Annotated in this window: 20 protein-coding genes; 5 read left to right on the top strand and 15 right to left on the bottom strand. The window is 73.3% G+C overall.

The window, feature by feature from the left end:
• Positions 1-142 precede the first annotated feature (142 nt).
• Positions 143-3,460, top strand: coding sequence for an AAA family ATPase (locus tag DDJ31_RS27670; protein ID WP_127182580.1), 3,318 nt, complete (start codon positions 143-145; stop codon positions 3,458-3,460).
• A gap of 110 nt (positions 3,461-3,570) precedes the next feature.
• On the opposite strand, the gene DDJ31_RS27665 is transcribed toward DDJ31_RS27670, so the two are convergent.
• The 9 genes from DDJ31_RS27665 to rimP form a co-directional block, all read right to left on the bottom strand.
• On the bottom strand, positions 3,571-4,521 hold the full coding sequence (locus DDJ31_RS27665; protein ID WP_127177668.1) for a bifunctional riboflavin kinase/FAD synthetase: 951 nt from the start codon (positions 4,519-4,521) through the stop codon (positions 3,571-3,573).
• A gap of 128 nt (positions 4,522-4,649) precedes the next feature.
• Entirely contained in the window at positions 4,650-8,306 is a 3,657-nt protein-coding gene (locus DDJ31_RS27660; RefSeq protein WP_240678063.1) for a serine protease, read from the bottom strand.
• Positions 8,307-8,709: 403 nt separating this feature from the next.
• Positions 8,710-9,615: a tRNA pseudouridine(55) synthase TruB gene (gene truB, locus DDJ31_RS27655; protein ID WP_127177669.1), complete on the bottom strand. Its 906-nt coding sequence runs from the start codon at positions 9,613-9,615 to the stop codon at positions 8,710-8,712.
• Positions 9,612-10,085: a 30S ribosome-binding factor RbfA gene (rbfA, locus tag DDJ31_RS27650; protein WP_127177670.1), complete on the bottom strand. Its 474-nt coding sequence runs from the start codon at positions 10,083-10,085 to the stop codon at positions 9,612-9,614. Before rbfA ends, truB begins: the two co-directional genes overlap by 4 nt.
• Positions 10,086-10,122: 37 nt before the next feature.
• Positions 10,123-10,416, bottom strand: a complete 294-nt coding sequence (locus DDJ31_RS27645) for a DUF503 domain-containing protein (protein WP_127177671.1) — start codon at positions 10,414-10,416, stop codon at positions 10,123-10,125.
• A 138-nt stretch (positions 10,417-10,554) separates the two neighbouring features.
• Positions 10,555-13,647, bottom strand: coding sequence for a translation initiation factor IF-2 (gene infB, locus DDJ31_RS27640; RefSeq protein ID WP_127177672.1), 3,093 nt, complete (start codon positions 13,645-13,647; stop codon positions 10,555-10,557).
• Positions 13,648-13,795: 148 nt separating this feature from the next.
• Positions 13,796-14,092 (bottom strand): YlxR family protein, encoded by a 297-nt coding sequence (locus tag DDJ31_RS27635; protein WP_127182582.1) that lies wholly within the window; start codon positions 14,090-14,092, stop codon positions 13,796-13,798.
• 169 nt (positions 14,093-14,261) lie between these two features.
• A complete protein-coding gene (gene nusA / locus DDJ31_RS27630; protein ID WP_127177673.1) occupies positions 14,262-15,257 on the bottom strand; it encodes a transcription termination factor NusA in 996 nt (331 codons plus the stop codon).
• 2 nt (positions 15,258-15,259) lie between these two features.
• A complete protein-coding gene (gene rimP, locus DDJ31_RS27625; protein ID WP_127177674.1) occupies positions 15,260-15,778 on the bottom strand; it encodes a ribosome maturation factor RimP in 519 nt (172 codons plus the stop codon).
• A gap of 202 nt (positions 15,779-15,980) precedes the next feature.
• Between rimP and DDJ31_RS27620 the strand changes: the two genes are divergently transcribed.
• From DDJ31_RS27620 to DDJ31_RS27610, 3 genes are all read left to right on the top strand, one after another.
• A complete protein-coding gene (locus DDJ31_RS27620; protein WP_127177675.1) occupies positions 15,981-16,550 on the top strand; it encodes a hypothetical protein in 570 nt (189 codons plus the stop codon).
• Positions 16,551-16,581: 31 nt separating this feature from the next.
• Positions 16,582-17,046, top strand: coding sequence for a ferritin-like domain-containing protein (locus DDJ31_RS27615; protein ID WP_127177676.1), 465 nt, complete (start codon positions 16,582-16,584; stop codon positions 17,044-17,046).
• A gap of 92 nt (positions 17,047-17,138) precedes the next feature.
• Positions 17,139-18,041 carry an aminoglycoside phosphotransferase family protein gene (locus DDJ31_RS27610; protein ID WP_127177677.1) on the top strand — a complete coding sequence of 301 codons (903 nt, stop codon included), beginning with the start codon at positions 17,139-17,141 and terminating at the stop codon, positions 18,039-18,041.
• A 206-nt stretch (positions 18,042-18,247) separates the two neighbouring features.
• Here the strand turns inward: DDJ31_RS27610 and DDJ31_RS27605 are convergent, their stop codons facing one another.
• The 6 genes from DDJ31_RS27605 to dxr form a co-directional block, all read right to left on the bottom strand.
• Positions 18,248-19,951: a proline--tRNA ligase gene (locus DDJ31_RS27605; protein ID WP_127177678.1), complete on the bottom strand. Its 1,704-nt coding sequence runs from the start codon at positions 19,949-19,951 to the stop codon at positions 18,248-18,250.
• 73 nt (positions 19,952-20,024) lie between these two features.
• Positions 20,025-20,555 (bottom strand): GNAT family N-acetyltransferase, encoded by a 531-nt coding sequence (locus DDJ31_RS27600; protein ID WP_127177679.1) that lies wholly within the window; start codon positions 20,553-20,555, stop codon positions 20,025-20,027.
• A 444-nt stretch (positions 20,556-20,999) separates the two neighbouring features.
• Positions 21,000-21,848, bottom strand: coding sequence for a GNAT family N-acetyltransferase (locus DDJ31_RS27595; RefSeq protein WP_127177680.1), 849 nt, complete (start codon positions 21,846-21,848; stop codon positions 21,000-21,002).
• 476 nt (positions 21,849-22,324) lie between these two features.
• Positions 22,325-23,482 (bottom strand): flavodoxin-dependent (E)-4-hydroxy-3-methylbut-2-enyl-diphosphate synthase, encoded by a 1,158-nt coding sequence (gene ispG, locus DDJ31_RS27590; protein WP_127177681.1) that lies wholly within the window; start codon positions 23,480-23,482, stop codon positions 22,325-22,327.
• Between the two features lie 247 nt (positions 23,483-23,729).
• On the bottom strand, positions 23,730-25,022 hold the full coding sequence (locus tag DDJ31_RS27585) for a M50 family metallopeptidase (protein ID WP_127182583.1): 1,293 nt from the start codon (positions 25,020-25,022) through the stop codon (positions 23,730-23,732).
• An 8-nt stretch (positions 25,023-25,030) separates the two neighbouring features.
• Entirely contained in the window at positions 25,031-26,293 is a 1,263-nt protein-coding gene (gene dxr, locus DDJ31_RS27580; protein WP_127177682.1) for a 1-deoxy-D-xylulose-5-phosphate reductoisomerase, read from the bottom strand.
• A 186-nt stretch (positions 26,294-26,479) separates the two neighbouring features.
• Here dxr and DDJ31_RS27575 point away from each other — a divergent pair, with 186 nt between their 5' ends.
• Positions 26,480-26,929 carry a lamin tail domain-containing protein gene (locus tag DDJ31_RS27575; RefSeq protein ID WP_127177683.1) on the top strand — a complete coding sequence of 150 codons (450 nt, stop codon included), beginning with the start codon at positions 26,480-26,482 and terminating at the stop codon, positions 26,927-26,929.
• Positions 26,930-26,936 lie beyond the last annotated feature (7 nt).

Raw genomic sequence — 26,936 nt, 5'->3', positions numbered from 1 at the left:
GCCTTCGACGGCGGCAGCGTCTTCGGAGGCGCCGGGGACTCCGGGGGCTTCCGGTTCCTCGGCGTCTTCGGCGTTCTCCGTCTCGTCGGACGAGTCCGGGAGCGGTGACCTCGGCAGCGGCGATCTGGAGAGCGGCGCCACCATGCGGTTCTCCCCGCTCGCCCTGAAGCGGGAGATCACGGAGCGGGCCGAAGCAGCCGACGAGGCCGGGGGAAGCGGAGAGGGCGAAGGCGAGCGCGAGGGCGAGACGAAGGAGGCGGCGGCCGAAGCACGGGCCGACGACTCCGCCGCGCCCGACGCGAGCGACACCGCCGGCGCGGCCTCCGGGATCGACGCGGAGCGCGTTGCCATGGTCCTGGGCGGCCGGCCCGCAGACGTGGCCGAGCCCGAGGGCGCGGTGCACACGGAGGAGGCCGCGTCCGACAGCGGCGCAGCCGAGGGCGAGCCCGCCGACGCCGTCGCGGATGACCGCCTCTCCGACGCCGAAGCCTCGCGGAGCGAGGAGCCTCAGCCGGACACCGTCGCACCGGAGACCGGCACGTCTGAGGCGGACGAACCGAAGACGGACGAACCGAACGCCGACGAACCGGAGGCCGTCGCTTCCGGGACCGACACAGTGAAGGCCGACGAACCGGAGCCCGTCGCGGCGGACGCCGCCGATCCGGCCCACGAGGGCTCGGAAACCGACGTCCCCTCAGCCGACCACGCTCAGCCCTCGGACCAACTCCACTCCCAGGTCCACGAGTCCGCGCCGGCCACCGCCGAGTCCGTCGACGAGCCGAACGTCGATCCGAAGGTGGACGCGAAGGACGAACCGGGCGTCGAGCCGCAAGGCTCCGCCCCCGCCGAGGCGCAGGGCCCCGCCCCCGCCGAGGCGTCGCAGGACGCACCGCCCGCGTGGGCTCCCCCGCCGGTTCCCCAGGAACTGCCTCCGCTGCCGCCGTCGTACCAGTCCGCCGCGCCCGCGTCGGCCGCCCAGTGGCCCGTGCAGGGGCAGGGGCAGGGGCCTGCCGCGTCGGGGCCCGAGCAGCCGCAGCCGGCCGCCGCTGAGGCGGGACCGCCGGTGTCGGCTCAGCCTCAGTTCCGGCCGCAGGCCCCGCAGTCCGCGCCCGCCGCCTGGAGTCCGGCGCCCGCGCAGGTCCCGCAGGCGCCCGAGGCGTCGGCTCCCGCGCAGCCGCCCGCCTACGGCTTCCCGCAGCAGCCCCAGGCGCCGCAGCCTCCGACACCGCAGTCGCAGTCGCAGGCTCCGGGCGGCTACGGCTTCCCCCAGTCGGGGCCCGCCCAGGCACCGGTGCCTCCCGCGCCTGACACCCAGGCCTCCTACGGCTTCCCCCAACAGCCCGCTTCCGCACCGCAGTCGGCCCAGGCTCAGCCCCAACCCCAGGTTCCGGCGGCCCCGGTGGCCCCGGCCGCTGCTCACGAGCCGGTGCCCGGCTACGGCTTCCCGCCCCAGGGCGCCACTCCCGCTCCCACCGCCCAGCCGCCGCACGCCCAGGCGCCCGTTCAGCCCCCGGGCCCCGGCTTCCCCCAGCAGCCGCCCGCGCCCCAGGCCCCCGACGGCTACGGGTTCCCGCAGCCCCAGCCCGCACAGGCTCCACAGGCCCCGCAGGCGCAGCCCCAGCCGCAGTCGGCCGAGGCCCCCGCCCCGGCGCCCGTCCCCGTCCAGCCCCCAGGCCCTCCCGGCTACGGGTTCCCGCAGCCGCCCGTTCCCGACCCGCAGGCCGGCTACGGGTATCCCCCGTCGGGGCCCGCCCAGGCACCGGCGCCTCCCGCGCCCGACGCCCAGGCCGCCTACGGCTTCCCGCACCCCGCCGCCCCCAACTCCCCGGCACAGCCCGGCAGCTACGGCTTCCCGCAGCAGCAGCCGGCCCCCCAGGCCCCGCAGCAGCCACAACACCCGGCAGCCGCCCAGGACTTCACCCCCCAGCCGCCCGCCCAGACCCCCGGAGCCCCCCAGAACCCCCAGGCACCTCAAGCTCCGCACGCCCCGCAGGCTCCGCAAGTGCCTCAGCCCCCCGTCGACCCTCGCGCCGGTGCCGCCTGGCCGCAGCCGATGCGGCACGACCAGCGGCAGATGACCAACCCCGGTGCCGCGCCGCTCGGTTACACCGCTGCCGTGGAGCTGTCCTCGGACCGGCTGCTCAACAACAAGCGGCAGAAGGCCAAGAGCGGTCGGCCCTCGGCGGGGTCGTCACGGTTCAAGATCGGCGGCAAGAAGGAAGAGGCCGAGCGGCAGCGGAAGTTGGAGCTGATCCGCACGCCCGTACTCTCCTGCTACCGGATCGCCGTCATCAGTCTCAAGGGCGGTGTCGGCAAGACCACGACCACCACCGCGCTGGGTTCCACGCTGGCGACCGAGCGCCAGGACAAGATCCTCGCGATCGACGCCAACCCCGACGCGGGCACGCTCGGGCGCCGGGTGCGCAGGGAGACCGGGGCCACCATCCGGGACCTCGTGCAGGCGATCCCGTACCTCAACTCGTACATGGACATCAGGCGGTTCACCTCGCAGGCGTCGTCCGGCCTGGAGATCATCGCCAACGACGTCGACCCGGCCGTCTCCACGACGTTCAACGACGAGGACTACCGCCGCGCGATCGACGTGCTGGGCAAGCAGTACCCGATCATCCTCACCGACTCGGGCACCGGGCTGCTCTACAGCGCGATGCGCGGTGTGCTCGACCTCGCCGACCAGCTCATCATCATCTCCACGCCGTCCGTGGACGGTGCGAGCAGCGCGAGCACCACGCTGGACTGGCTCTCCGCGCACGGGTACGCCGATCTGGTGTCGCGGTCCCTGACCGTCATCTCCGGGGTCCGCGAGACCGGCAAGATGATCAAGGTCGAGGACATCGTCAGCCACTTCGAGACGCGCTGCCGCGGTGTCGTGGTCGTGCCCTTCGACGAGCATCTCGCCGCCGGTGCCGAGGTCGACCTCGACATGATGCGGCCCAAGGTGCGGGAGTCGTACTTCCACCTCGCGTCGCTGGTCGCCGAGGACTTCGTCCGGCACCAGCAGTCGCACGGCCTGTGGACCAGCGACGGCAATCCGCCGCCGGTGGCCGCACCGCCGATGCCGGGCGGCCAGCAGCCCCAGCAGCCCCAGCAGCCCCAGCAGCCCCAGCCGTATCCGTACCCCGGGCAGCCGATGCCCGCACAGCCGATGCCCGGCCAGCCCATGGCCCCCGGCCAGCCCATGGCTCCCGGCCAGCCGTACCCCCAGCAGCAGCCCCCCGGCCAGCAGTTCCCGCAGCCCCCGCAGCAGCCGTACCCCCAGGCCCCCGGGCAGCCCGCGCCCTACCCGCCGCAGCAGCCCCCGGCGTCCCAGCCGCCGCAGGCGCAGCCGCCGGCCCAGCCGCCGCTGCCCGGTCAGGCTCCGCCGCCGTACCCGGAGCAGCCGGGTTACGGCTACCCGCAGCAGAACGGCCCTGCCGGGCAGGCACCGCCGCCCCAGCAGTAGAAGAGAGAGCAGCGGTCGCCGACGGCGCAGCCGACGACACAAAAGGGCGGCCGGAACCCTCATCCGAGGGTTCCGGCCGCCCTTCCGTGCAGCGGGCGTCCGTCCTTCGGCTACGCGTCGGCCGCCGCCACCAGCTCCCGGCAGCGCGCGACGTCGAGCGCCATCTGTTCGAGCAGGGCGTCCAGGGACTCGAACTTGGCCTGCCCGCGCACGTAGGCGAGGAAGTCGACGCAGACGTGCAGCCCGTACAGGTCGAGGCCGACGCGGTCGATGGCGTACGCCTCGACCGTGCGCTCGGTGCCGTTGAACTGCGGGTTGGTGCCGACCGAGATCGCGGCCGGCATCACCTCGTCCTGGGCGTGCAGCCAGCCCGCGTAGACGCCGTCGGCGGGGATCGCGGTGTGCGGGAGCGTCTCCACGTTGGCGGTGGGGAAGCCGAGTTCGCGACCGCGCTGGGCGCCGCGCACGACCACGCCCTCGACGCGGTGCGGCCTGCCGAGGATCTCGCCGGCCCCCTCGACGTCGCCCTCGGCGATCAGCCGCCGGGTCAGGGTGGAGGAGAACGGCTCGCCGCCGCCCGCGTCCCCCGAGACGTACAGGTCGACGACCTCGACCTCGAAGTCGTACACCTTGCCCTGCGCGGACAGGAACTCGACGTTCCCGGCGGCCTTGTGGCCGAAACGGAAGTTGGGTCCCTCGACGACGGCCTTGGCGTGCAGCCGGTCGACGAGGACCTTGACGACGAAGTCGGCGGGCGAGAGCTTCGAGAACTCCGTCGTGAACGGGAGGATCAGCAGCGCGTCCACGCCCAGCTCCGCCATGAGTTCGGCGCGGCGGTGGTGGGGGGCGAGCAGCGGCGGGTGGGTGCCGGGCCGCACGACCTCGCTCGGGTGCGGGTCGAAGGTGACGACGACGGAGGGAACCCCCAGCTGACGGGCGCGCTCGACGGCGTGCCTGATGATCAGCTGGTGGCCGCGGTGGACCCCGTCGTAGGACCCGATGGTGACGACGCTGCGTCCCCAGTCCTCGGGGATGTCCTCCAAGCCTCGCCAGCGCTGCACTGTGACCGCTCCTCGAACCCGTGTCCGTGTCTGCCTCGACGTCTTACGCAGGTCTAAGGGTGCCATGCCGGGCGGGTGCCGCTCGCATCGGCATGGAGGCTGTGACCGGACGCACGTGCCGGGGCGGCTCACGCCGACACACGTCCTTCGGACAGGTTGTCGATCATGCGGCGGGTGCCGGGTGTCACGACGTCGGCCCAGTCGTGCGGGGTGCCGGTCAGCCAGCCCGCCATCCGGGCGGCGAAGCCGGGGACCCGCCGGGCCAGGTCGACCAGGGCGTGGTCGAGGCGGGCCGCGCCGTCGGGGGTGCGGGCCAGGAGCAGGGCGGTGCGGTGCAGGAGGTCGCGGGCGTCGTCGCCGCCGTGGCCGGCCGCGGTGTGCAGGAGGGTGGCGAGGACGGCGGGCGCGCGTTCGTGGGCGAGCAGCCGGGCGAGGAGTTCGCGGCGCAGCGGGCGGGACGCGGGGGTGCCGGGTGCGGCGAGGACGGCGGCGAGCGCGGCCCTGGCCTCTTCGGGGCCGTCGTCGAGGAGTGCGGTGGTGAGCGGGAGGAGGACGGCGCGGGCGGCGTGGTCCTGGTCGAGGCGGCGGGCGACGAGGGCGGCGATGTCGGGGGCGGTCTCCGGGCGCCGTCGGACGGCCTCGCGCACCAGGGCGGCGACCCGGTCGGCCAGCGGGGGCAGGGTGACGTCGGCGAGAGCGCGCAGGGCCTCGCCCGCGTCCGGTCGGCTCAGCCGTTGCCTGAACGCGTCGAGGACGGGCTCGGGGTGGGTGGTGAGGGCGGCGAGCAGGGCGGTGGGCGCGACGGTCGGGTCGCCGGCCGCGAACTGCCGCAGGGCGTCGGGGAGATGGCGGGCGCGGGTGCGCGGGTCGCGGGCCAGCAGTGCGAGCGCTCCGCCGTGCGGGGCGGGGTCGTCGTCGGGGTGGGTGAGGAGGGCGAGGGCCGCGCGGCGCAGGAGGTCGCGGTCGGCGTCGGCGCGCAGGTGCGGGGCGGCGCGCAGCCCGTGGGTGGCGGCTACGGCCCGCCGGGCGGGGTGTTCGTCGTGGGCCCAGCGGTCGACGGCACGGCAGACGGCCGACGGTTCGTCCTCGGCGAGGACGGCGAGGAGTTCGTCGGCCCTGCGGTGCGCGGACGCCACGAGCGCTTCGGTCAGGTCGTCGGGGGCCCGCCGCCGGTGGGTGTGCAGCAGCGCCTGCGCGGCGTCGGCGACGTCGGCGTGCGGGGTCGCGGGCAGCGGCCGCTCGTCGTCGAACCAGCGGATGAGCAGCGGCTGGACGGTGGTGGGGTCGGCGGCGAGCGCCTGGGAGACGGCGTCGAGGAACCGTGGTCCGCCGTCGGTGTCCTGCGGGGGCCCGTCGGCGGGTACGAGCAGCCGCAGCAGCTCGAACCGTTCGACGGCGGGGAGGGCGAGGTCGCACCAGAAGCCGGGCCCGTAGAGGTCACGGGCCGCTCCCCGCGCCCCCGGCCTGCGGTGTCCTGCCTGTTCCCGTTCCGCCGCCCTCTCCCTGACGACGACGTCCGCCAACTCCCGCAGGACGCACCGGTACGGCGTGGCGTCCGGTACCCGGCGCAGGGTCTCGGAGAGGAGCCGGGACGCCCACCAGGAGGCGGGGTCAGCGGCCAGCGCGCCCGTCAACTCAGCCAGTTTCACGTTCAGTTGTGCGGCACCGTGGCGACGGGCCAGCAGGAGCAGGGCCTCGACGACCGGGCCGGCGCGATGGTGCGGCAGCGGGTGGGCGGTGGCGCCGGGGGCGTGGACGAGGGCGTGCAGGGCCTCGTTCAGGTCGAGGTGGCTGCCGTGCAGCCAGTCGGCCAACTCCTCGTGCGCGAACCGGTATCCGGCGCCGACCGGCATCAGCAGCCCCTCCGCGAGGACGGCGGACGCCCAGCCGGTGCCGCCGCCCAGCCGGCGCGGCGCGCGCCCGCGCGGGAACACCGCCTCGAAGGTCGCCCGGTCCAACTGGCCCTGGCCGGGCCCGAGACCGCGCCGGGCGGCCACGTGCACCTGCCCGGCGACCTTGACGGCGAGCCGGCGCACGGCGTCACCGCGCACCCCGTTCTCGGCGGCGAGCCGCTCCGCGACCCGCAGGCACCGCAGATCCAGATAGGCCGAGAACACCTCGTCGCGTCCCACGCGTCCCACCCGTCCGACCGCCCCGCCCGGCATCGCGGCCAGCACCTCACCGAGCGCCCGCACCACCCCGGGATGCCCGGCGTCGACGCCCGCGAGCGCGCCGTCAGGCACCCCGAGGCGCTCCCGCAGCAGCCGCGCCTCCCCCGCGCCGAGCCCTCCGATGCGCACATGGGGCGGAAGACCGGGGTGAAGCGCGAGCCCCACGCGATCCACTCGGTCCACGAGATCCCCATGGCCCATGAGATCCCCATGGCCCGTGAGATCCACGCGACTCACCAGCCCCACGCGATCCGTGAGATCCGCGTGGCCCACCAGCCCCACACCGTCCGTGAGACCCACGCGGCCCACCAGCCCCACACCGTCCGTGAGATCCGCGTGGGAACGGCGGGACAGCGGCCGTACCACCGCCGCCGTCCCGGCCGCGCGGTGCACCACGCCCGGTGGGAACGCCGTCCCCTCCCAGTACTCGGCCCGGCACGCCACCACCAGCCGCGCCCCCGTCCTGGCCAGCAGGTGCGCCGTCCCGCTCGCCCAGGCGTCAGGGCGGTGCGCGGGCCCCGGCGGCATCTCCTCGGGGCTGTCGAGCAGCAGGAGCAGGGGCCGCCCGGCGGAGCGCGCGACATCAGCGAGCCGGTCGGGGGCGGGGGCGTCGGCCGTCCGTGCCAGGACGCGCCCCACCGCGTCGGCGATCGAGTCGTCCGTGGTCCGCAGGTCGGCGCCGCGCAGCCGGAGCACGGGGAGGGGGGCGGGTCCTCGGCCGAGGCGGGCGGCGAGAGCCGCTAGCTCCGCCGTCCGGCCGCTGCCGGGCGGTCCTACCAGGCCGAGGACGGTGGCGGGGCCGCGCAGGAAGGCGTCGAACTCCCTTGCCACCACGGCCCGTTCGACGGACGGCCCGCCCTCGTGACCCGCCGTCGCGCGGATGGCCGAGGCCGCCGTCAGCTCCAGGACTCCCGCGAGATTGAGGTCGGGTCCCCGGGCGGGAACCGTCGCCGCGTTCCGCGCGAGCAGTTCGGCGAGCGGGCCCGGGAGAGCGGGGAGCGGCAGGGCGAAGCAGGCGTCGCGGTCCCCGTACGGCAGGGCGGTCGCGACGACGCCGAGGACCGCGCCCGTCCGTGCGTCGAGCACCGGGCCTCCGGCCGCTCCGCCGCCCGCCCGCAGCGCGTCGCGGCCCGCCGTGCCGATGGCCAACTCCATGGCGCCGTACGGGAGATGGTGGCCGGCGTCGGCGAGGCAGGGGCCGAGGAGGCGGGCCTCGCGCCAGCAGCCCGCGGCGAGCCGGACATAGGTGCCCGCCTCGACGCGGTCCCGGACGGTGACCGGCAGCGGCTCGACACCGAGCCCCCGGGTGCGGATCAGGGCGAGGCCGAGGCCGGGCAGCGGGGTGACGTCGTCGGCCGCGACCAGGCAGCCGCGTCCCCCGGTGGCGAGCAGCGCGAACCTGGGCAGCCCCGCGACGGCTTCGTGACCGGTGACGACGGTGCCGTGCCGGTCGGCGACGAACCCGGTGCCGCGCGGCCGTCCGGCGAGATCACGGACGTCGACGAGGACGTCGTCGAGCGAGCCCCCGTCGCCCGAGCCGCCGCCGGGGGACGGCAGGGCCCCCGCACCCGCCGGGCCGCCCGTCCGCTGTACGGACCGCCCCTGTCCCACCATGTCCGAACCTCCCGCCGCTCCCCTGTGCCCCGGAACTCGACGGTAGGCGCGTGATGATCAGCGGGACAGCTCGCGCGGCGAACGCGCCCCCCTGCGCCCGCCGGTTCACTCCGAGCGCCTGTCCACCCGGGTGAACGGGAGGGCGCCGGTGGATACGGCGGGAGGTGAGGGGAACGGAGGGGGCCGTGAGGCGACGGCGCGTCAACACCGCGTGACCGCCACTCCACAGGCCACAGACACCGCGCGACCGCCACTCCAAGGGCACCGCACGACCACCGCTCGCCGGGCAGCACACCCGGCCCGCGTCCCCACGGACGGCGCCGGAACCGCGTCCCCGGAGCGCACTCCCCGGAGCGCGCTCCCCGAGCGTCCCCGGGCGCTCCCCCGCGCCCTCCCCAACCTCTCAGCCGAAGATCGCGAGGCTCTTCGCCTTGCCCCGGTGCTCCTCCACCAGGGCGAGGAAACCGCCGCCGGGCTCGTAGACGGCCACCGCGCCCTTGCCCGCGTAGGCGTCGGGCATGTCGAGGCGGACGCCGTTGAGCAGCAGCTTGGCGCGTCTGGTGTCCACGTCCCAGCGGGGGAACGCGGCCGCGGCGGCCTCGGCGACGGGCATCACGGTCAGCTCCTGCTGGAGCTGGTCGAGGGTGCGCGCGCTGTCCAGCTTGTAGGGGCCGACGCGGGTGCGGCGCAGCGCGGTGAGGTGTCCGCCGACGCCCAGGTCGGCGCCGAGGTCGCGGGCGAGGGCCCGGATGTAGGTGCCGGACGAGCAGACGACGGAGACGACGAGGTCGAGGACGGGGGTGCCGTTCTCGGCGACCGCCTCACGGACGTCGTACACCGCGAAGGACGAGACGGTGACCGGGCGGGCCGGGATCTCGAACTCCTCGCCCTCACGGGCCCGCTTGTAGGACCGCACGCCGTTGATCTTGATGGCGCTGACCTTCGAGGGGACCTGCATGATGGCACCGGTGAGCTTGGCGACGCCGGTGTCGACGGCCTCCCTGGGGATGCCGGAGGCGTCGGTGGACGAGGTGATCTCGCCCTCGGCGTCGTCCGTGAGGGTGTTCTGCCCGAGCCGGATGGTGCCCAGGTACTCCTTCTCGGTGAGCGCCAGATGCCCGAGGAGTTTGGTGGCCTTCTCGACGCCGAGGACCAGTACGCCGGTCGCCATCGGGTCGAGGGTGCCCGCGTGCCCGACGCGGCGGGTCCGCGCGATGCCGCGCATCTTCGCGACGACGTCGTGCGAGGTGAAGCCCGACGGCTTGTCGACGATGACGAGGCCGTCGGGCGTGGTGTGCTTCTCGGTCATTCCTTGGCGTCGCCGTCCGTCTCGGCGGACGGCTCGGCCGCCTCGTCCTCGCCCGGCTTGCGGTACGGGTCGGCCTCGCCCGCGTACCGGGCGCCCGCGGACGCCTCACGGACCGCCTCGTCGGAGGCGCGGGCCCGGTGGAGGAGGTCCTCGATGGTCTTCGCGGTGTCCGGGAGGGCGTCGGCGACGAAGGTGAGGGTCGGCGTGAACTTCACGCCGGCGGCCTGGCCGACGGCGGAGCGCAGGATGCCCTTGGCGCTCTCCAGACCGGCGGCGGCCTCCTGCCGCTCCTCGTCGTCCCCGTACACGGTGTAGAAGACGGTCGCCTCCCGCAGGTCACCCGTGACCCGGGTGTCCGTGATGGTGACGTGCGAGCCGAGCCGCGGGTCCTTGATCCCACGCTGCAGCTTCTGGGCCACCACCTCTCGGATGAGGTCCGCCAGCCTCTTGGCGCGCGCGTTGTCGGCCACTGGTCCGTCTCCTTAGTAACTTCTCTTGCTTCTTGCTTCAGTCTTCGTCGCTGTGGAGCCTGCGTCGAACCGACAGCAGCTCCACCTCGGGCCGCGCGGCGACGAGGCGCTCACAGCGGTCGAGTACGTCGGTGAGGTGCTCCGTGTCCCCTGACACCACCGCGAGCCCGATCTCGGTCCTGCGATGGAGGTCCTGGTGGCCCGTCTCGGCCACACTCACCGCGTACTTGCGGTGCAGCTCGGCCACGATCGGGCGGACGAGTGAGCGTTTCTCCTTCAGCGAGTGGACGTCGCCGAGGAGCAGGTCGAAGGAGAGCGTCCCCACATACATCTGTGTATCCGGATGTCCCGCCGGTCCGGGGTGCAGGCGCCACCGCTCGGGCACCGATACCGGAACGGTACACGCAACGGCCGGGGCCGATCGACGGAATATCTTCCGCCGACCGGCCCCGATCGCGTGCTGTGTCGGTCAGACGCGCGGCTTCTCGCGCATCTCGTACGTCGCGATGACGTCGTCGACCTTGATGTCGTTGAAGTTGCCGAGGTTGATACCGCCCTCGAACCCTTCGCGGATCTCGGTGACGTCGTCCTTGAAGCGACGCAGACCCTCGATGTTGAGGTTCTCCGCGATGACCTTGCCGTCGCGGACCAGGCGCGCCTTGGTGTTGCGCTTGACCTCGCCGGAGCGGATGAGGACACCCGCGATGTTGCCCAGCTTGGACGACTTGAAGACCTCGCGGATCTCCGCCGTGCCCAGCTCGACCTCTTCGAACTCCGGCTTGAGCATGCCCTTGAGGGCCGCCTCGATCTCCTCGATCGCCTGGTAGATGACCGAGTAGTAGCGGACGTCCACGCCTTCGCGCTCGGCCATCTGCGCGGCACGACCGGCCGCACGGACGTTGAAGCCGATCACGATGGCGTCCGAGCCCATCGCCAGGTCGATGTCCGACTCCGTGACCGCACCGACGCCGCGGTGCAGGACCCGGATGTCGACCTCTTCGCCGACGTCGAGCTGGAGCAGGGAGGACTCGAGAGCCTCGACGGAACCAGACGCGTCACCCTTGATGATCAGGTTCAGCTGCTGGACCTCGCCGGCCTTGAGCACCTTGTCCAGGTCCTCGAGGGAGACGCGGCGGGTGCGCTTCGCGAACGCGGCGTTGCGCTCGCGGGCGGCCCGCTTCTCGGCGATCTGACGGGCGGTGCGGTCCTCGTCGACGACGAGGAAGTTGTCGCCCGCGCCCGGGACGTTGGTCAGGCCCAGGACCTGGACCGGCGTCGACGGACCCGCCTCAGCGACGTTGTTGCCGTTGTCGTCGAGCATGGCGCGCACTCGGCCGTAGGCGTCGCCCACGACCATCGTGTCGCCGACCCGCAGCGTTCCGCGCTGGACGAGGACCGTGGAGACGGCGCCTCGGCCGCGGTCGAGCCGGGACTCGATCGAGATGCCCTGCGCGTCCTGGTGCGGGTTGGCACGCAGGTCGAGCGAGGCGTCCGCGGTGAGGACCACGGCCTCCAGCAGGGAGTCGATGTGCAGACCCTGCTTGGCGGAGATGTCGACGAACATGGTGTCGCCGCCGTACTCCTCGGCCACCAGACCGTATTCGGTGAGCTGGCCGCGCACCTTGGTCGGGTCGGCGCCCTCGACGTCGATCTTGTTGACCGCGACGACGATCGGGACCTCGGCGGCCTTGGCGTGGTTGAGCGCCTCGACCGTCTGGGGCATGACGCCGTCGTTGGCGGCGACGACGAGGATCGCGATGTCCGTCGACCGGGCACCACGGGCACGCATGGCGGTGAACGCCTCGTGACCCGGGGTGTCGATGAACGTGATCTTGCGTTCCTCGGCGTTGACCTCGGTCGCGACCTGGTAGGCACCGATGTGCTGGGTGATGCCGCCGGCCTCGCCCGCGATGACGTTCGTCTTGCGGATCGCGTCGAGCAGTCGGGTCTTGCCGTGGTCGACGTGACCCATGACGGTGACGACCGGCGGACGGACCACGAGGTCCTCCTCGCCGCCCTCGTCCTCGCCGAACTCGATGTCGAAGGACTCGAGCAGCTCGCGGTCCTCCTCCTCCGGGCTGACGATCTGAACCGTGTAGTTCATCTCGCCCGCGAGGAGCTGGAGCGTCTCGTCGGAGACGGACTGCGTGGCCGTGACCATCTCGCCGAGGTTCATCATGACCGCGACGAGCGACGCCGGGTTGGCGTTGATCTTCTCCGCGAAGTCGGTGAGCGACGCACCGCGCGACAGGCGAATGGCTTCGCCGTTGCCGCGAGGCAGCATCACGCCGCCGACCGACGGGGCCTGCATGGCCTCGTACTCCTGGCGCCTCTGCCGCTTCGACTTGCGACCACGGCGCGCGGGACCGCCGGGACGGCCGAAGGCGCCCTGCGTGCCACCACGACCACCCGGACCACCGGGACGGCCACCGAAACCGGGACGGCCACCGCCGCCACCGAAGCCGCCGCCGCCACCGGGGCCACCGCCACCGGGACGACCGGCGAAACCGCCGCCGCCACCCGGACGGGCACCACCGGCGCCGCCACCGGGACGGCCGGCGAAGCCGCCGCCACCCGGACGACCGGCACCGGCACCGCCGGGACGACCGGCACCGCCGGGACCGCGACCGCCACCGGGACCACCGCCGGGGCGCGGACCCGCAGCGGGACGCTGCGGCATCATGCCCGGGTTGGGACGGGGGCCGCCGGGGCCGCCACCGGGACGGGGACCGCCCTGCGGACGGGGCATGCCGGACGGGCTCGGACGAGCCGCGCCACCGGGAGCCTGCGGACGCGGACCGCCGCCCTGGCCACCGGGTGCCTGCGGGCGGGGACCGGCGCCGGGGGCACCGGGACCGCCGGGACGCTGGCCGCCCTGCGGACGGGGCGACTGCGGACGGGACATGCCCGTCGAGCCGCTTGAGGTGAAGGGGTTGTTACCCGGACGCGGACCGGCCGGACGGGCACCGGGACGCGCACCGCCCTGACCACCGGAGCGCGGAGCGCCCTGGCCGCCGGGGCGGGACTGGCCCTGACCCGACGGCGCGGGACGGCCGCCGCTGGGCTTCGGGGAGGCGGGGCCGGGACGCGCGCCGGGGCGCGGAGCCTGCTGTCCCTGCTGACCCTGCTGAGCCGCGGGTGCCGGGGCCGGCGCCGACGGCGGAGCGGTGAACTCCGGCGTGGTGGGCGCGGCCGGGGCCGGACGCGGCGCCGGCTTGGGGCCAGGCGTGGGCCGCGGACCCGGAGCGGGTGCGGACGCCGCCGGGGCGGACGGCTGCTGCGCCGTCTCGGACCGGGGCGGGGCCGGCGGCCTGGGGGCAGCCGGACGTGCCGCCTGCGCCTGGGGCGCGGCGGGCCTGGGGGCGGCCTTGCGCGGGGCGGGCTTGCCGGCGGACTTGCCGTTGCCGCCCTGGAAGGCGTCGGTCAGCTTGCGTACTACGGGCGCTTCGATCGTCGAAGACGCCGAACGGACGAATTCACCGAGTTCCTGGAGCTTGGCCATGACGACCTTGCTCTCCACGCCGAACTCCTTGGCGAGTTCGTAGACCCGGACCTTAGCCACTTCACTCCTCTGAGGTCCGGGTTGCGTCCGGACCGTCGCTAGTTCATGGGCGTACTCATCGCGTACTCATCGAGTGCTCATCGCAATCTCGACCTGCTTTCGACTCGCGAGGTACCAGGCCGCACGGGGGGATCCGTACGGCAAGTTCTTACGGTGTCGCCTGCTCGGCGACGGTTGCCTGCTCGACGTATCGGCGCAACGCCTTTGTGTCGAGCGTTCCCGGTGCGCGCAGTGCCCGCGGGAACGCCCGGCGGCGTACCGCCTGGTCGAGACAGACCAGGGCGAGGTGCGAGTAGGCACCCCGGCCGGGCAGCGTACCGCGATGATCGGGGAGACACTCACCCTCGACCGCCACGATGCGCAGTAGATCCTGCTTGGCCGCTCGCTGCCTGCACCCCACACAGGTGCGTTCAGGGCATGCGCGGGCTCGCGTCCGGCCAGACACCGTCAAGTCTACCTCCCCGCGCCGACCTCACCCGTTCGGGGCAACAATCGAACACATGCTGCGCCATAACTGTCGTGATCTCAGCGACCGGCGGCTTGGATCTATTCCTCGCACCTGATCTTCGGAACCTCGGAACCGATCTTCGGAACCTCGGAACCGATCAGCTGATCTAGTCCTCGGACTGGTCCTGCTCCTCGGTGTCCGGCCTGATGTCGATCCGCCAGCCGGTGAGCCGGGCGGCGAGCCGGGCGTTCTGGCCCTCCTTGCCGATGGCCAGGGAGAGCTGGTAGTCGGGGACCGTCACCCGCGCGGAGCGGGCGGCGAGGTCCACCACCTCGACCTTGGAGACGCGGGCCGGGGAGAGCGCGTTGGCGACCATCTCGGCCGGGTCGTCCGACCAGTCGACGATGTCGATCTTCTCGCCGTTCAGCTCGCCCATCACGTTGCGCACCCGGCCGCCCATCGGGCCGATGCACGCGCCCTTGGCGTTCAGCCCCGACCGGGTGGAGCGGACCGCGATCTTGGTGCGGTGGCCGGCCTCGCGGGCGATGGCGGAGATCTCGACGGAGCCGTCGGCGATCTCGGGCACCTCGAGGGCGAACAGTTTCTTCACCAGATTGGGATGTGTGCGCGAGAGGGTCACCGACGGGCCGCGCACGCCCTTCGCCACCCGGACGACGTACGAGCGCAGCCGCATGCCGTGCTGGTAGGTCTCGCCCGGCACCTGCTCCTGCACCGGCAGGATGGCCTCCAGCTTGCCGATGTCGACCAGCACGTTCTTCGGGTCGCGGCCCTGCTGGACGACACCCATCACGATGTCGCCCTCGCGGCCGGCGTACTCACCGAGCGTCGCGTCGTCCTGGGCGTCGCGCAGCCGCTGGAGGATGACCTGCTTGGCGGTGGTCGCGGCGATGCGGCCGAAGTCCGACGGGGTGTCGTCGAACTCGCGCGGCTGCTGGTCCTCCTCCAGGTCCTCGGGGTCCTCCTTCGCCCACACGGTGACGTGCCCGCTGTCCCGGTTGAGCTCCACGCGCGCGCGGCGGCGGCTTCCTTCGGTGCGGTGGTAGGCGATGAGGAGGGCGGACTCGATCGCCTCGACCAACAGGTCGAAGGAGATCTCCTTCTCCCGCACCAAGCCCCGCAGGGCGCTCATGTCGATGTCCACGGCTACGCCTCCTCTTCCTTGTCGTCGTTGTCGTTCTTGTCCTTGCGGTTGAACTCGACCTGCACGCGTGCCTTGTCGATGTCCGCGAGGGCGAGGCGCCTGGCGGTGGGCTTGCGCCCCTTCACGCCGGGCACCTCGACGTCGAGCGCGTCGTCGTCGGGGTCGACGGCCAGGATCCTGGCCACCAGCTCGGCGCCGTCGGTCAGTTGGAACTTCACCAGTCGGTCCACGGCGCGCCGGTAGTGGCGGTGCTCCTCGAGGAGCCGCTCCGCGCCCGGGGTGCCGACCTCCAGCGTGTACTCGCCGTCGCCCATCGCGTCGGTCTCGTCGAGCTTCGCCGAGAGCGCGCGGCTCACATCGGCGATCCGGTCGAGGTCCGCGCCGTCGTCCGAGTCGACGACCACCCGCAGCACCCGCTTGCGCCCGACCGAGTCCACCGCGACCTCTTCGAGATCCAGTCCCTGGGAGCCGACGAGCGGTTCCAGCAGTGCTCGCAGCCTCTCGCTCTGGGTGGTGCTCATCCGGGTGACTCCTCGGCCGCGTGTGCTGTTGTGGGATGGTCGCGTGTCTGGTCAAAGGGTATCCGGTCGCAGGGTGTGTTGCCGTCCACCCCGGGGACGTGCGGTGCCGATGAGCGGCGATCGGCGGGGGCGCGGGTACGGTGATCACGGCGGGCCGCCCTTCCCCGCCCGTATGTTCGTACGAGCCCCGAGGACGCCTGCCGTGCCGTACCCCTCACCGCCGCGCACCCTCGCGGGTCCGCGCAGAAGATCCGTGCTCGCCGCGGCCGTCGGGGCCGCCCTGCTGGCGGGCTGCTCGTCGGGCCCCGACGGCGACGACGAGAGCACGGACGGCAGTTCGGCCGCCCTGCGGGCGCAGGAGCGCGCCGCCCGGGACAGCGTGGCGCTGCGGGAGCGGTACGACGCGACGATCGCCGCGTTCCCCGCGCTCGCGGTGCGGCTGGCGCCGCTGCGGGCCGAGGTCGACCGGCACGCACGGGCGTTCGGCTGGACACCGCACAGCGGCGGCGGGCGGACCCCGGACGCGGGAGGCACGGAGGCGACCCGCACGCCGTCCGCCCCCTCGTCGGTGGCCCCGGTGTCGCCCTCCCCGTCCGCCGGGACCGAGAAGGATGCCCTCGCCGCGCTCGCCGGTGCCGAACGGACCCTGGCCGAGCGGCGGACCGCGGCTCTCCAGGACGTTCCCGGCGAACCGGCCCGGCTGCTTGCGTCGGTGGCGGCGGCCGGGGCGGCGCACGTGTATCTGCTGACGGAGAGCGGGAACGCGAAGTGAACACGGCGAACGAGCGGACGGAGGGCGGCCGGTGAGCGACCGCGACCAGCGGGTGCTGACGGCGTTGCAGGCGGCGCTGGGCGCCGAGCACGCGGCGGTGTACGGATACGGCGTGGTCGGCGGGCAGGTCAGGGCCGCGCAGCGCTCCGAGGCCCGGCAGGCGTACGAGGCGCACCGGGCCAGGCGGGACGCGCTGGCGCGTCAGGTGCGGGACCTCGGCGGTACGCCGGTGGCCGCCTCGGCCGGGTACGCGCTGCCGTTCGCGGTGAGCGACTCGGACGGCGCGGTGCGGCTGGCCGCCGAGTTGGAGGACCGGGTGGCCGGGGTTTACTCGGACCTGGTGCGGGCGTCGTCGGGCGAGAGGCGGCGCGCCGCGGCCGAGGGGCTGCGGGAGGCCGCGGTGCGGGCGGTGCGCTGGCGCGGGGAGAGCGTAGCCTTCCCTGGGCTGGCCGAACGGGCGTCCGCAGGCGCGGCCCCGGCGACCCCGAAGGGGTGACGCGCGCGCCGTCGTGAGCCTCTGCGCCGGCGGCGGACCGCCGGACGAAGCGCCCCCGGCCGGGGAAACGACACGAAGGGAACGACTCGCGCATGGCTTTCGAACCGCCCAGACGGCTGCTCCGGGCGCTCGGGGAGACGGCGGCGCCCGAGGGTGACGACTGGCTGGCGAGGCTGCCCGGCACGGCGCAACACGCGGTCGAGCGGCGCGGGTCGACGGTGGAGCGGGTGCAGGCGCCCGGCGGACGGAGCAGCCTGGTGGTGCTGGTGCGCCTCGCCGACGGCACCCCCGCCGTGCTGAAGCTGGCGCCGCCGCGGGCTCGCCCGGAGAGCGAGCGGGCCGCGCTGGCGCACTGGGCGGGGCGCGGTGCCGTGCGGCTGCTCGAACCGTTCGAGGCCGAGGGCGAGCTGCTCCTCGAACGGCTGCACCCGGACGTCTCGGTGCGGTCGCTGCCGGAGGCGCGGGCGCTGCTGGAGGCGGCCGGGACGCTGCGCAGGCTGTGGGTGGAGCCGCCGGCCGACCACTCCTTCGAGACGGTGGCCGAGCGCACCGGCCGGCAGGCCGCGGCGATGCTGGCCACCGCGGGGGCGCGTCCCGAGGTGGCGCAGTTGGTCGACGCGGCGCTGATGGCCCGCGACGAGCTGCTCCTCGTCGAACAGGAACGGCGGCTGCTGCACGGGACGTTCCGGCAGAGCAAGGTGCTCGCGGGTGAGCGTTCGCCGTGGCTCGCGGTGGGCCCCGATCCGGTGGTCGGGGAGTGCGCGTTCGACCTGGCGCGGCTGGTGCGCGACCGGGTGGAGGACCTGATCGCGGTGCCGTCCGGCGCGTCGACGGCGAGACGGCGGGTGAAGCGCCTGGCGGAGTCCCTCGACGTGGACCAGGACCGGCTGCGGGGCTGGGCGCTGTTCCGGGCGGTGGAGTCGGGGGTGCGGGCGCTGCGGGTGGGCCGCCCCAAGGACGCGGAACTCCTGCTGGAGTTCGCCGGGTGGCTGTAGCCGGGTGGCTCTAGGGGGTCTCCGGCCGACGGTCCCCCGGGGCCGGGTGCCCGCGCGTCCGAACGGGGCTCCCGGCGGGGCGAGTTGCCGGTCACGGCCGTTCCCCTCCCGCGTGACGCCGGGTCACGTACCGCGGTCGGGGAACGGCTTGAGCGGCGTCGGTGAGGCGCCGGCGCGCGCCTCGGAAGGACGCTCCGCGCGGTCGGTCAGAGGGCGGAGAGGCGGGCGAGCGCCTCGTCCACCGTCAGTTCCTCGCGCTCGCCGGTCCTGCGGTCCTTCAGCTCAAGGACGCCCTCGGCGGAGCGGCGGCCCGCGACCAGGATGTGCGGGACGCCGATGAGTTCCGCGTCGGTGAACTTGACGCCGGGCGAGACCCCGGCGCGGTCGTCGACCAGGACCCGCAGGCCGGCCTCGCGGAGCTTCTCCGAGACGTCCAGGGCGAGTTCGGTCTGGACGGCCTTGCCCGCGGCGACCACATGGACGTCGGCCGGGGCGACCTCGCGGGGCCAGACCAGCCCGTGCTCGTCGGCGGTCTGCTCGGCGAGGGCCGCGACCGCGCGGGAGACGCCGATGCCGTAGGAGCCCATGGTGACGCGGACCGGCTTGCCCTGCCGGCCGAGGACGTCGAGCTTGAGGGCGTCGGCGTACTTGCGGCCGAGCTGGAAGATGTGGCCGATCTCGATGGCGCGGTCCAGCGTGAGGCCGGTGCCGCACTTCGGGCAGGGGTCGCCCTCCTGGACGACGACGACGTCGATGTACGTGTCGACGTCGAAGTCGCGGCCGGCGACGACGTTCTTCGCGTGGGTGCCCGCCTTGTTCGCGCCCGTGATCCAGGAGGTGCCGGGGGCGATCCGCGGGTCGGCGATGTAGGTGACCTTCTCCAGGCCCTGCGGTCCGACGTAGCCGCGCACCAGGTCGGGGCGGCCGGTGAAGTCCTCGGCGGTGACCAGCTCGACGGCGGCCGGGGCGAAGTGCGCCTCCACCTTGTCGAGGTCGACCTCGCGGTCGCCGGGGACGCCGACGGCGACGATCTCGCCGTCCACCTTCACCAGGAGGTTCTTCAGGGTGGCGGAGGCGGGGACGTCGAGGAAGGCGGCGAGGGACTCGATGGTCGGGGTGTCGGGGGTGGCCAGCTCCTCGACGGCGGGCACGGCGGACGCGTCGACCGGGGCGAGCGGGTAGGTGATCGCCTCGGTGTTGGCGGCGAAGTCGCAGTGCGGGCAGTCCGCGAAGGTGTCCTCGCCCGCCGCGGCGGGGGCCAGGAACTCCTCCGACTTGGAGCCGCCCATGGCGCCCGCGGTGGCCGCGCAGATGCGGTAGTCGAGGCCGAGGCGCTCGAAGATCCGCTGGTAGGCCGCGCGGTGCAGGGCGTAGGAGTGGGCGAGGCCCTCGTCCTCGGTGTCGAAGGAGTAGGAGTCCTTCATGAGGAACTCGCGGCCGCGCAGGATGCCGGCCCGGGGGCGGGCCTCGTCACGGTACTTGTGCTGGATCTGGTAGAGGATGACCGGCAGGTCCTTGTAGGACGACGCCTGGTCCTTCACCAGCTGGGTGAAGATCTCCTCGTGGGTGGGGCCGAGGAGGTAGTCGCCGCCCTTGCGGTCCTGGAGGCGGAACAGCTCGGGGCCGTACTCCTCCCAGCGGCCGGTCGCCTCGTAGGGCTCGCGCGGCAGCAGGGCGGGGAGCAGCACCTCCTGGGCGCCGATGGCGTCCATCTCCTCGCGGACGATGCGCTCGATGTTGGCGAGCACCCGCTTGCCCAGCGGCAGCCAGCTCCAGAGGCCGGCCGCGGTGCGGCGGACGTACCCGGCGCGGACGAGCAGCTTGTGGCTGAGGACCTCGGCGTCGGCCGGGTCGTCGCGCAGCGTCTTCGCCATCAAACGGGACATGCGCTGGACCGGTGCGTTCGCCATGGTTCTCGTACTCCTGCCGGGAAAGGGTGATGGCTAGGAGGTTAGCCGGGGCCGCTGTGCGGGTGGAAATCGGTCACCGGCGGCGCAGCGGGAGGGGGGCGCCCATCACGGCGTAGGGCCGCGGGGCGCTCGGGAACAGCACCCTGCGGGCGAGGTCCTGGTAGCCGAGGGAGTGGTAGAGGCCGCGGGCCGGGCTCTCGATGTCGATGGCCGACAGGATCGAGCGGGGCTCGGTGGCGCTGTCGGTGATGCGGGTGATGAGGGCGCGGCCGACGCCCCGGTTCTGGTGGTGGGGGTGGACGTGGAGTTCGGTGATGACGAAGGAGTCGTCGAGCCAGCCGTCGAGGTCCTGGGCGCGGAGGTAGGGCTCGACGACGGTGGACCACCAGTGGCCGCGGTCGTTGGGCATGCCGTACACGAAGCCGACGAGACGGCCGCCCTCGGTGGCGCCCAGGGCGCGGGCGCCCGGGTAGGTCATGTGGCGCAGGACGATCTGGCGGCGCACGGCCACTTCGTCGGAGCCGAGGCCGAACGCGACGGCCTGGACGGCGAGGGCCTCGTCGACGTGGGCGGACAGGTCGAGGGGGCCGATGACGAGGTCCATGCGGGGAGGGTACAGGGGTAGCGGCCCCGGCGTCGGACGGGGCGTCGGACGGGACGTTCCGCGACGACGGGCGGCGCGGACGGCGGGGGCGGCGCCTTCGAGGAGCGGGGGCTGCGCGGGCGGCGCCTTCGGGGAGCGGGGGCTGCGCGGGCGGCGCCTCCGGGGAGCGGGGGCTGCGCGGGCGGCCCCTCCGGGGAGCGGGGGCTGCGCGGGCGGCCCCTCCGGGAGCAGGGGGCTGCGCGGTCGGCGACTCCGGGGAGCGGGGGGGCGCGGGCGCGGCCGTTCTCCGTGCCGGGGGGGGCGCGCGAAGCCGTGTGCCCTTGGAACGGCACGCCCCTCGGCCCCTGAAGACGGGCTCCCCTTCAGAACACCGGGCACCAATTCCCCGGAGGCGGGTTCGCCCCCAGAACAGCCCGCCGCTGATCCCCGGAGCCGGGCTCGCCCCTAGAACAGCACGCTCGTGAACGCGCCGATCTCCTGGAAGCCGACCCGGCGGTAGGTGCGCCTGGCCGCGGTGTTGAAGTCGTTGACGTAGAGGCTGGCCACGGGTGCGACGTCGGCGAGGGCGTAGCGCAGGACGGCCGCCATGCCGGGGGCGGCGTACCCCTGGCCCCGGTACTCGGGGGCCACCCAGACGCCCTGGATCTGGCAGGCGCGCGCGGTGGCGGCGCCGATCTCGGCCTTGAAGACGACCTTGCCGCGGTCGTCGACGCGGGCGAAGGAGCGTCCCGAGCCGACCAGTTCGGCGACCCTGGCCTGGTAGAGCAGGCCGCCGTCCCCTGCCATCGGGGAGACGCCGACCTCCTCGGTGAACATCGCCACGCAGGCCGGCATGATCGTCTCCATCTCGTCCTTGCGGATGCGACGGACGTACGGGTCGGGGGCGATGTCGGCGGGCATCCGGTCGGTGACCATGAGGGGCTGGTGGCCGCGGACCTCGCGGGCCGGGCCCCAGCTGGGTTCGAGGAGACGCCAGAGCTGGGTGGTGGGTCCGGCGGGTCCGACGATGGAGGAGCAGCGGCGGCCGGCCCGACGGGCCCGGTCGGCGAAGGCGCGCACGGCGCGCGGGGTGGCGCAGATCGGGACGAGGTTGGCGCCCGCGTAGCAGAGCGACGTCAGCATGCCGTCCTCGTAGAAGCCCCACATCTCGCCGCCGAGTCGCCAGGGGTCGAGCCCGGCGACCTGGACCCGGGAGGTCACGAAGGCATTCGTGACCGGCTCGCGGTCGAGGATGGCGAGCGCGGCGTCAAGGTCGCTCGGTTCGAGCACCCGGGAGGTGGTCTGGGTCAACACGTGCGGGGCCTCACCCTGGGGTTCTGCTGATCTCCGCACTGTACCCGCCGAATTTGTGCGGCGCCGCCCCCTGTGGAAGGGCTGGTCGAGGGCGGCCTGATCAAGCGGGTGGGGCGCCGTCGAGCCGTTCCCTGAGGTCGCGTACTTCGGAGCTGAGATCGGTGACCAGCCGGTGCAGGGCCCGGACGGCGACGCCATCCCCGTCGTCCGGGGAGATCGTCCTGAGCCGGCCGGCGCCGTTCTCGTGCCGTAGAGGGTCAACTGGTCCGGCTCGTGCCGCTGTTCGTCGCCTGCCGGCAGGCGCCGGCGCGGGACGAGGCGGCGCGGGTCTCGGTGTTCCGGCTGTTCACCGGGGCGGCCGGGGCCGGGCGGCGGAACGGGCCGCGGGCGCGGGACGTGGGCCGGGCGGACGGGGGTCCGCCCGGCGGGGGCCGGAACGGGCCGGATCCCCCGGGGACCCGGCCGGCGGGGCTTCGTCAGCCGGCGACCGCCACCGACGGCTCGCCCGAGGTGATGCCGTCGGCCTCCATCTGCGCGGCCAGTTTCATGGCCTCCTCGATGAGGGTCTCCACGATCTTCGACTCGGGGACGGTCTTGATGACCTCGCCCTTGACGAAGATCTGGCCCTTGCCGTTGCCGGAGGCGACGCCGAGGTCGGCCTCGCGGGCCTCGCCCGGACCGTTGACGACGCAGCCCATGACGGCGACCCGGAGCGGGACCTCCATGCCGGTCAGGCCGGCGGTGACCTCTTCGGCGAGCTTGTAGACGTCGACCTGGGCGCGGCCGCAGGACGGGCAGGAGACGATCTCCAGGCCGCGCTGCTTGAGGTTGAGGGACTCCAGGATCTGGATGCCGACCTTGACCTCCTCGGCGGGCGGCGCCGAGAGGGAGACGCGGATGGTGTCGCCGATGCCCTGGGAGAGCAGGGCGCCGAAGGCGACGGCCGACTTGATGGTGCCCTGGAAGGCCGGGCCCGCCTCGGTGACGCCGAGGTGGAGGGGGTAGTCGGACTGGGCGGCGAGCTGCTTGTACGCCTCGATCATGATGACCGGGTCGTTGTGCTTCACCGAGATCTTGATGTCCCGGAAGCCGTGCTCCTCGAAGAGGGACGCCTCCCACAGCGCCGACTCGACGAGCGCCTCCGGGGTGGCCTTGCCGTACTTCTGGAGCAGGCGCCGGTCGAGGGAGCCGGCGTTGACGCCGATGCGGATCGGCGTGCCGTGGTCCTTGGCGGCGCCCGCGATCTCCTTGACCTTGTCGTCGAACTGCTTGATGTTGCCCGGGTTGACGCGGACGGCGGCGCAGCCGGCCTCGATCGCCGCGAACACGTACTTCGGCTGGAAGTGGATGTCGGCGATGACCGGGATCTGCGACTTGCGGGCGATCGTCGACAGGGCGTCCGCGTCGTCCTGCGTCGGGCAGGCCACCCGCACGATCTGGCAGCCGGAGGCGGTCAGCTCGGCGATCTGCTGGAGGGTGGCGCCGATGTCGGAGGTGCGGGTCGTGGTCATCGACTGGACGGAGACCGGGGCGTCGCCGCCCACCGCCACGGAGCCGACCTGGATCTGCCGGCTCTTCCGGCGCTCGGCGAGCCGGGTCGGGACGGACGGCATGCCGAGAGAAATCGCAGTCATCTGCTGTGCAACCCCAAGTCGTGGATCAGGCTCCGGTCCCGCGGTCATCGGGCTCCAGGCTTCGAGATTACGACACATGGCTTGGCCCGAGCACATCACAGCGGGAAACCCACCCGACGGGGGCGGCCCGGCACCGAGGGTGCCGGGCCGCCGTGAACCGGGGGTGTCCGGGAGGGGAACCGCGTGGATCGCGCGATCGCGCGATCACGCGACCCCCGCGACCCACGCGGTGACCGCGGTCACCGGATCATGAGATCCGTACCGGGTTCACCACGTCCGCGATCATCACCAGGATGGTGAAGCAGACGAAGATCCCGGCGACGACGTAGGCGACCGGCATCAGCTTCGCCACGTCGAAGGGGCCGGGGTCGGGGCGGCGCAGCAGCTTCGCGAGGTTGCGGCGCAGCCCTTCCCAGAGGGCGCCGGCGATGTGGCCGCCGTCCAGCGGGAGCAGCGGGAGCATGTTGAAGAGGAACAGCGAGAGGTTGAAGCCGGCGACCAGCATGACGAACATCGCGAGCTGCTGGCTGGCGGGGATGTCGAGGGTGAAGATCTCACCGCCGACGCGGGCCGCGCCGACCACGCCCATCGGGGAGTCAGCCGCCCGCTTGCCGTCGCCGAAGGCGGCGTCCCAGAGGGCGGGGATCTTGCCGGGGAGCGCCACGATGGAGTCGACGGCGTCGCCGACGCGGTCGCTCATCCAGGTCACGGAGTCGCCGAAGTCCTGGCGGACGATGCCGGTGGCGGCGCTGAAGCCGAGGAAGCCGGCCTTGACGTACTGGCCCTGGACGATGGCGCCGCTTGAGTCCTTCTTGGCGACCTGGTTGGTGGCGATGGTCGCGTGCAGGGTGAGGTCCTTGCCGTCGCGCTGGACGACGATCGGGACGTCCTTGCCGGGGTTGGCGCGGATCAGGTCGGAGAGCCTGTCCCAGTCCTGGGTCCTCACCCCGCCGAAGGAGACGATCTTGTCGCCCGCCTTGAGTCCGGCGGCGGCGGCCGGGGAGGCGGCGTCGCCCGTCCGGCAGCTGTCGCGGTTCTCGCTCTGCGCGATGACGCACTGGGAGACGGAGCTGACGGTGGTGGTCTGCTGGGAGACGCCGAAGCCCATGAGGACGGTGAAGAACAGCGCCACCGCGAGGATCAGGTTCATGAAGGGGCCCGCGAACATCACGATGACCCGTTTCCACGGGGCGCGGGTGTAGAAGAGGCGGGTCTCGTCGCCGGGGCGCAGTTCCTCGAAGGCGGCCGAGCGGGCGTCCTCGATCATGCCGCGCCAGGGCGAGGTGGAGCGGGCCTCCAGGCGGCCGTCGGGGCCGGGCGGGAACATGCCGATCATGCGGATGTAGCCGCCGAGCGGGACGGCCTTGATGCCGTACTCGGTGTCGCCCTTGGTGCGGGAGAAGATCGTCGGGCCGAAGCCGACCATGTACTGCGGGACCCGGATGCCGAAGAGTTTCGCCGTGGACAGGTGGCCCAGTTCGTGCCAGGCGATCGAGACCAGCAGGCCGAACGCGAAGACGACTATGCCGAGGATCATCATCAAGGACGTCATGCACGCGCCTCCGCGGTCGCCGTCTGCGCTGTCAGTTCCCTGGCACGGGCTCGTGCCCAGGTCTCCGCTTCGAGGACGTCCTGAACGGTGAGCGAGGTTCCCGGGTCCGGGGTGCCGTGTTCCTCGACCACCCGGGTCACGGTGTCCATGATCCCGTTGAACGGCAGCGCGCCGGCGCGGAAGGCCTCGACGCACTCCTCGTTGGCGGCATTGAACACCGCCGGGGCGGTCCCCGCGAGCCCGCCCACGTGCCGGGCGAGGCTCACCGAGGGGAACGCCTCGTCGTCGAGCGGGAAGAACTCCCACGTCGACGCCTTGCTCCAGTCGAACGCGGGGGCCGCGTCCGGTACCCGTTCGGGCCAGCCGAGGCCGATGGCGATCGGGCCGCCCATGTCGGGGGGCGTCGCCTGGGCCAGTGTCGATCCGTCCGTGAACTCAACCATCGAGTGGACATACGACTGGGGATGCACGACCACCTCAATGCGGTCGAAGGGAATGTCGTAGAGGAGGTGCGCCTCGATCACCTCCAGCCCCTTGTTGACGAGGGTCGCGGAGTTGATGGTGATCACCGGGCCCATCGCCCAGGTGGGGTGGGCGAGGGCTTCCTCGACGGTGACCCGCGCGAGGTCGGCCCTGGTGCGGCCGCGGAAGGGGCCGCCCGACGCGGTGACGACGAGTTTGCGGACGTCGGCGCGGGTGCCGGCGGCGAGCGCCTGGAAGAGGGCCGCGTGCTCGGAGTCGACCGGGATGATCTGGCCCGGCTCGGCCAGCGCCTTGACCAGCGGGCCGCCCACGATGAGCGACTCCTTGTTGGCGAGCGCGAGGGTGTGGCCCGCGGTCAGCGCGGCGAGGGTGGGGGCGAGGCCGATGGAGCCGGTGATGCCGTTGAGCACGGTGTGGCAGGGGGAGCCGGCCAGGTCGGTGGAGGCGTCCTGGCCCACGAGGATCTCGGGGAGCGGCTCGCCCGTGCCGTAGCGCGCGGAGAGCGCCTCGCGCAGGGCAGGTACGGCGCTCTCCCGGGCGACGGCGACGGTCCGCACCCGCAGCCGGTGGGCCTGCTCGGCCAGCAGGGAGACCCGCCCGCCGTCGGCGGAGATGCCACAGACCGTGAAGCGGTCGGGGTTGCGCAGCACGAGGTCGATGGCCTGGGTGCCGATCGACCCGGTGGATCCGAGGATCACGAGATCCTTGGGGCCGCCGCCCGCCACGGGATCGTAGACGACGTGGGGGTCGGCGAGGGGTGCTGGACTGTCGCTCATTCCCCCATTGTTGCCGTATCGGGAGGGTGGCGGGACAGGGCGTCCCTCGGGCGGGTGGCTTGTCGCTCCTTGGGTCGATTGCAGGGAAAACCTCCTTTGTGAAACCCAGGTGAAGATCATGTGGTAACACTTCTCTCACCGGTCGGTGGACGATCGACCGGCGAACGGACATCCGGGGGGATCTCCATGCGCATGCGCGCCGCTCTGCCCGCTCTCGCGGGCGCCGCCGTCCTGACCGGCACCCTGCTCAGCTCACCCGCCGAAGCCGCCGGCGGGGTCGTCATCCACCACGTCTGGTTCGACAGCCCGGGTCCTGACGACCGGTCGAACAAGAGCCTGAACGCGGAGTGGGTGCAGATCAAGAACACCAGCCGCTCCGCGATCACACTGAAGGGCTGGGTCCTCAAGGACGCCTCGAACCACCGCTACACCTTCAAGAACATCAAGATCGGCGCTGGCAAGACCCTGAAGGTACGGACCGGCAAGGGCTCGGACACCGCGTCGAACACGTTCCAGAACCGGGCCGCGTACGTCTGGAACAACACCAGCGACACGGCGACGCTGCTCAAGGCGAGCGGCGGCAAGGCCGACTCCTGCTCCTGGACGACGCGGGACCCCAGCGACACGTACTGCTGACGGCACC

This window comes from Streptomyces griseoviridis, from assembly GCF_005222485.1.
GTDB classification, from domain to species: domain Bacteria; phylum Actinomycetota; class Actinomycetes; order Streptomycetales; family Streptomycetaceae; genus Streptomyces; species Streptomyces hintoniae.
Note: the sequence above shows the minus strand (reverse complement) of the source record. Positions and strands in the feature narration are given on the sequence as shown.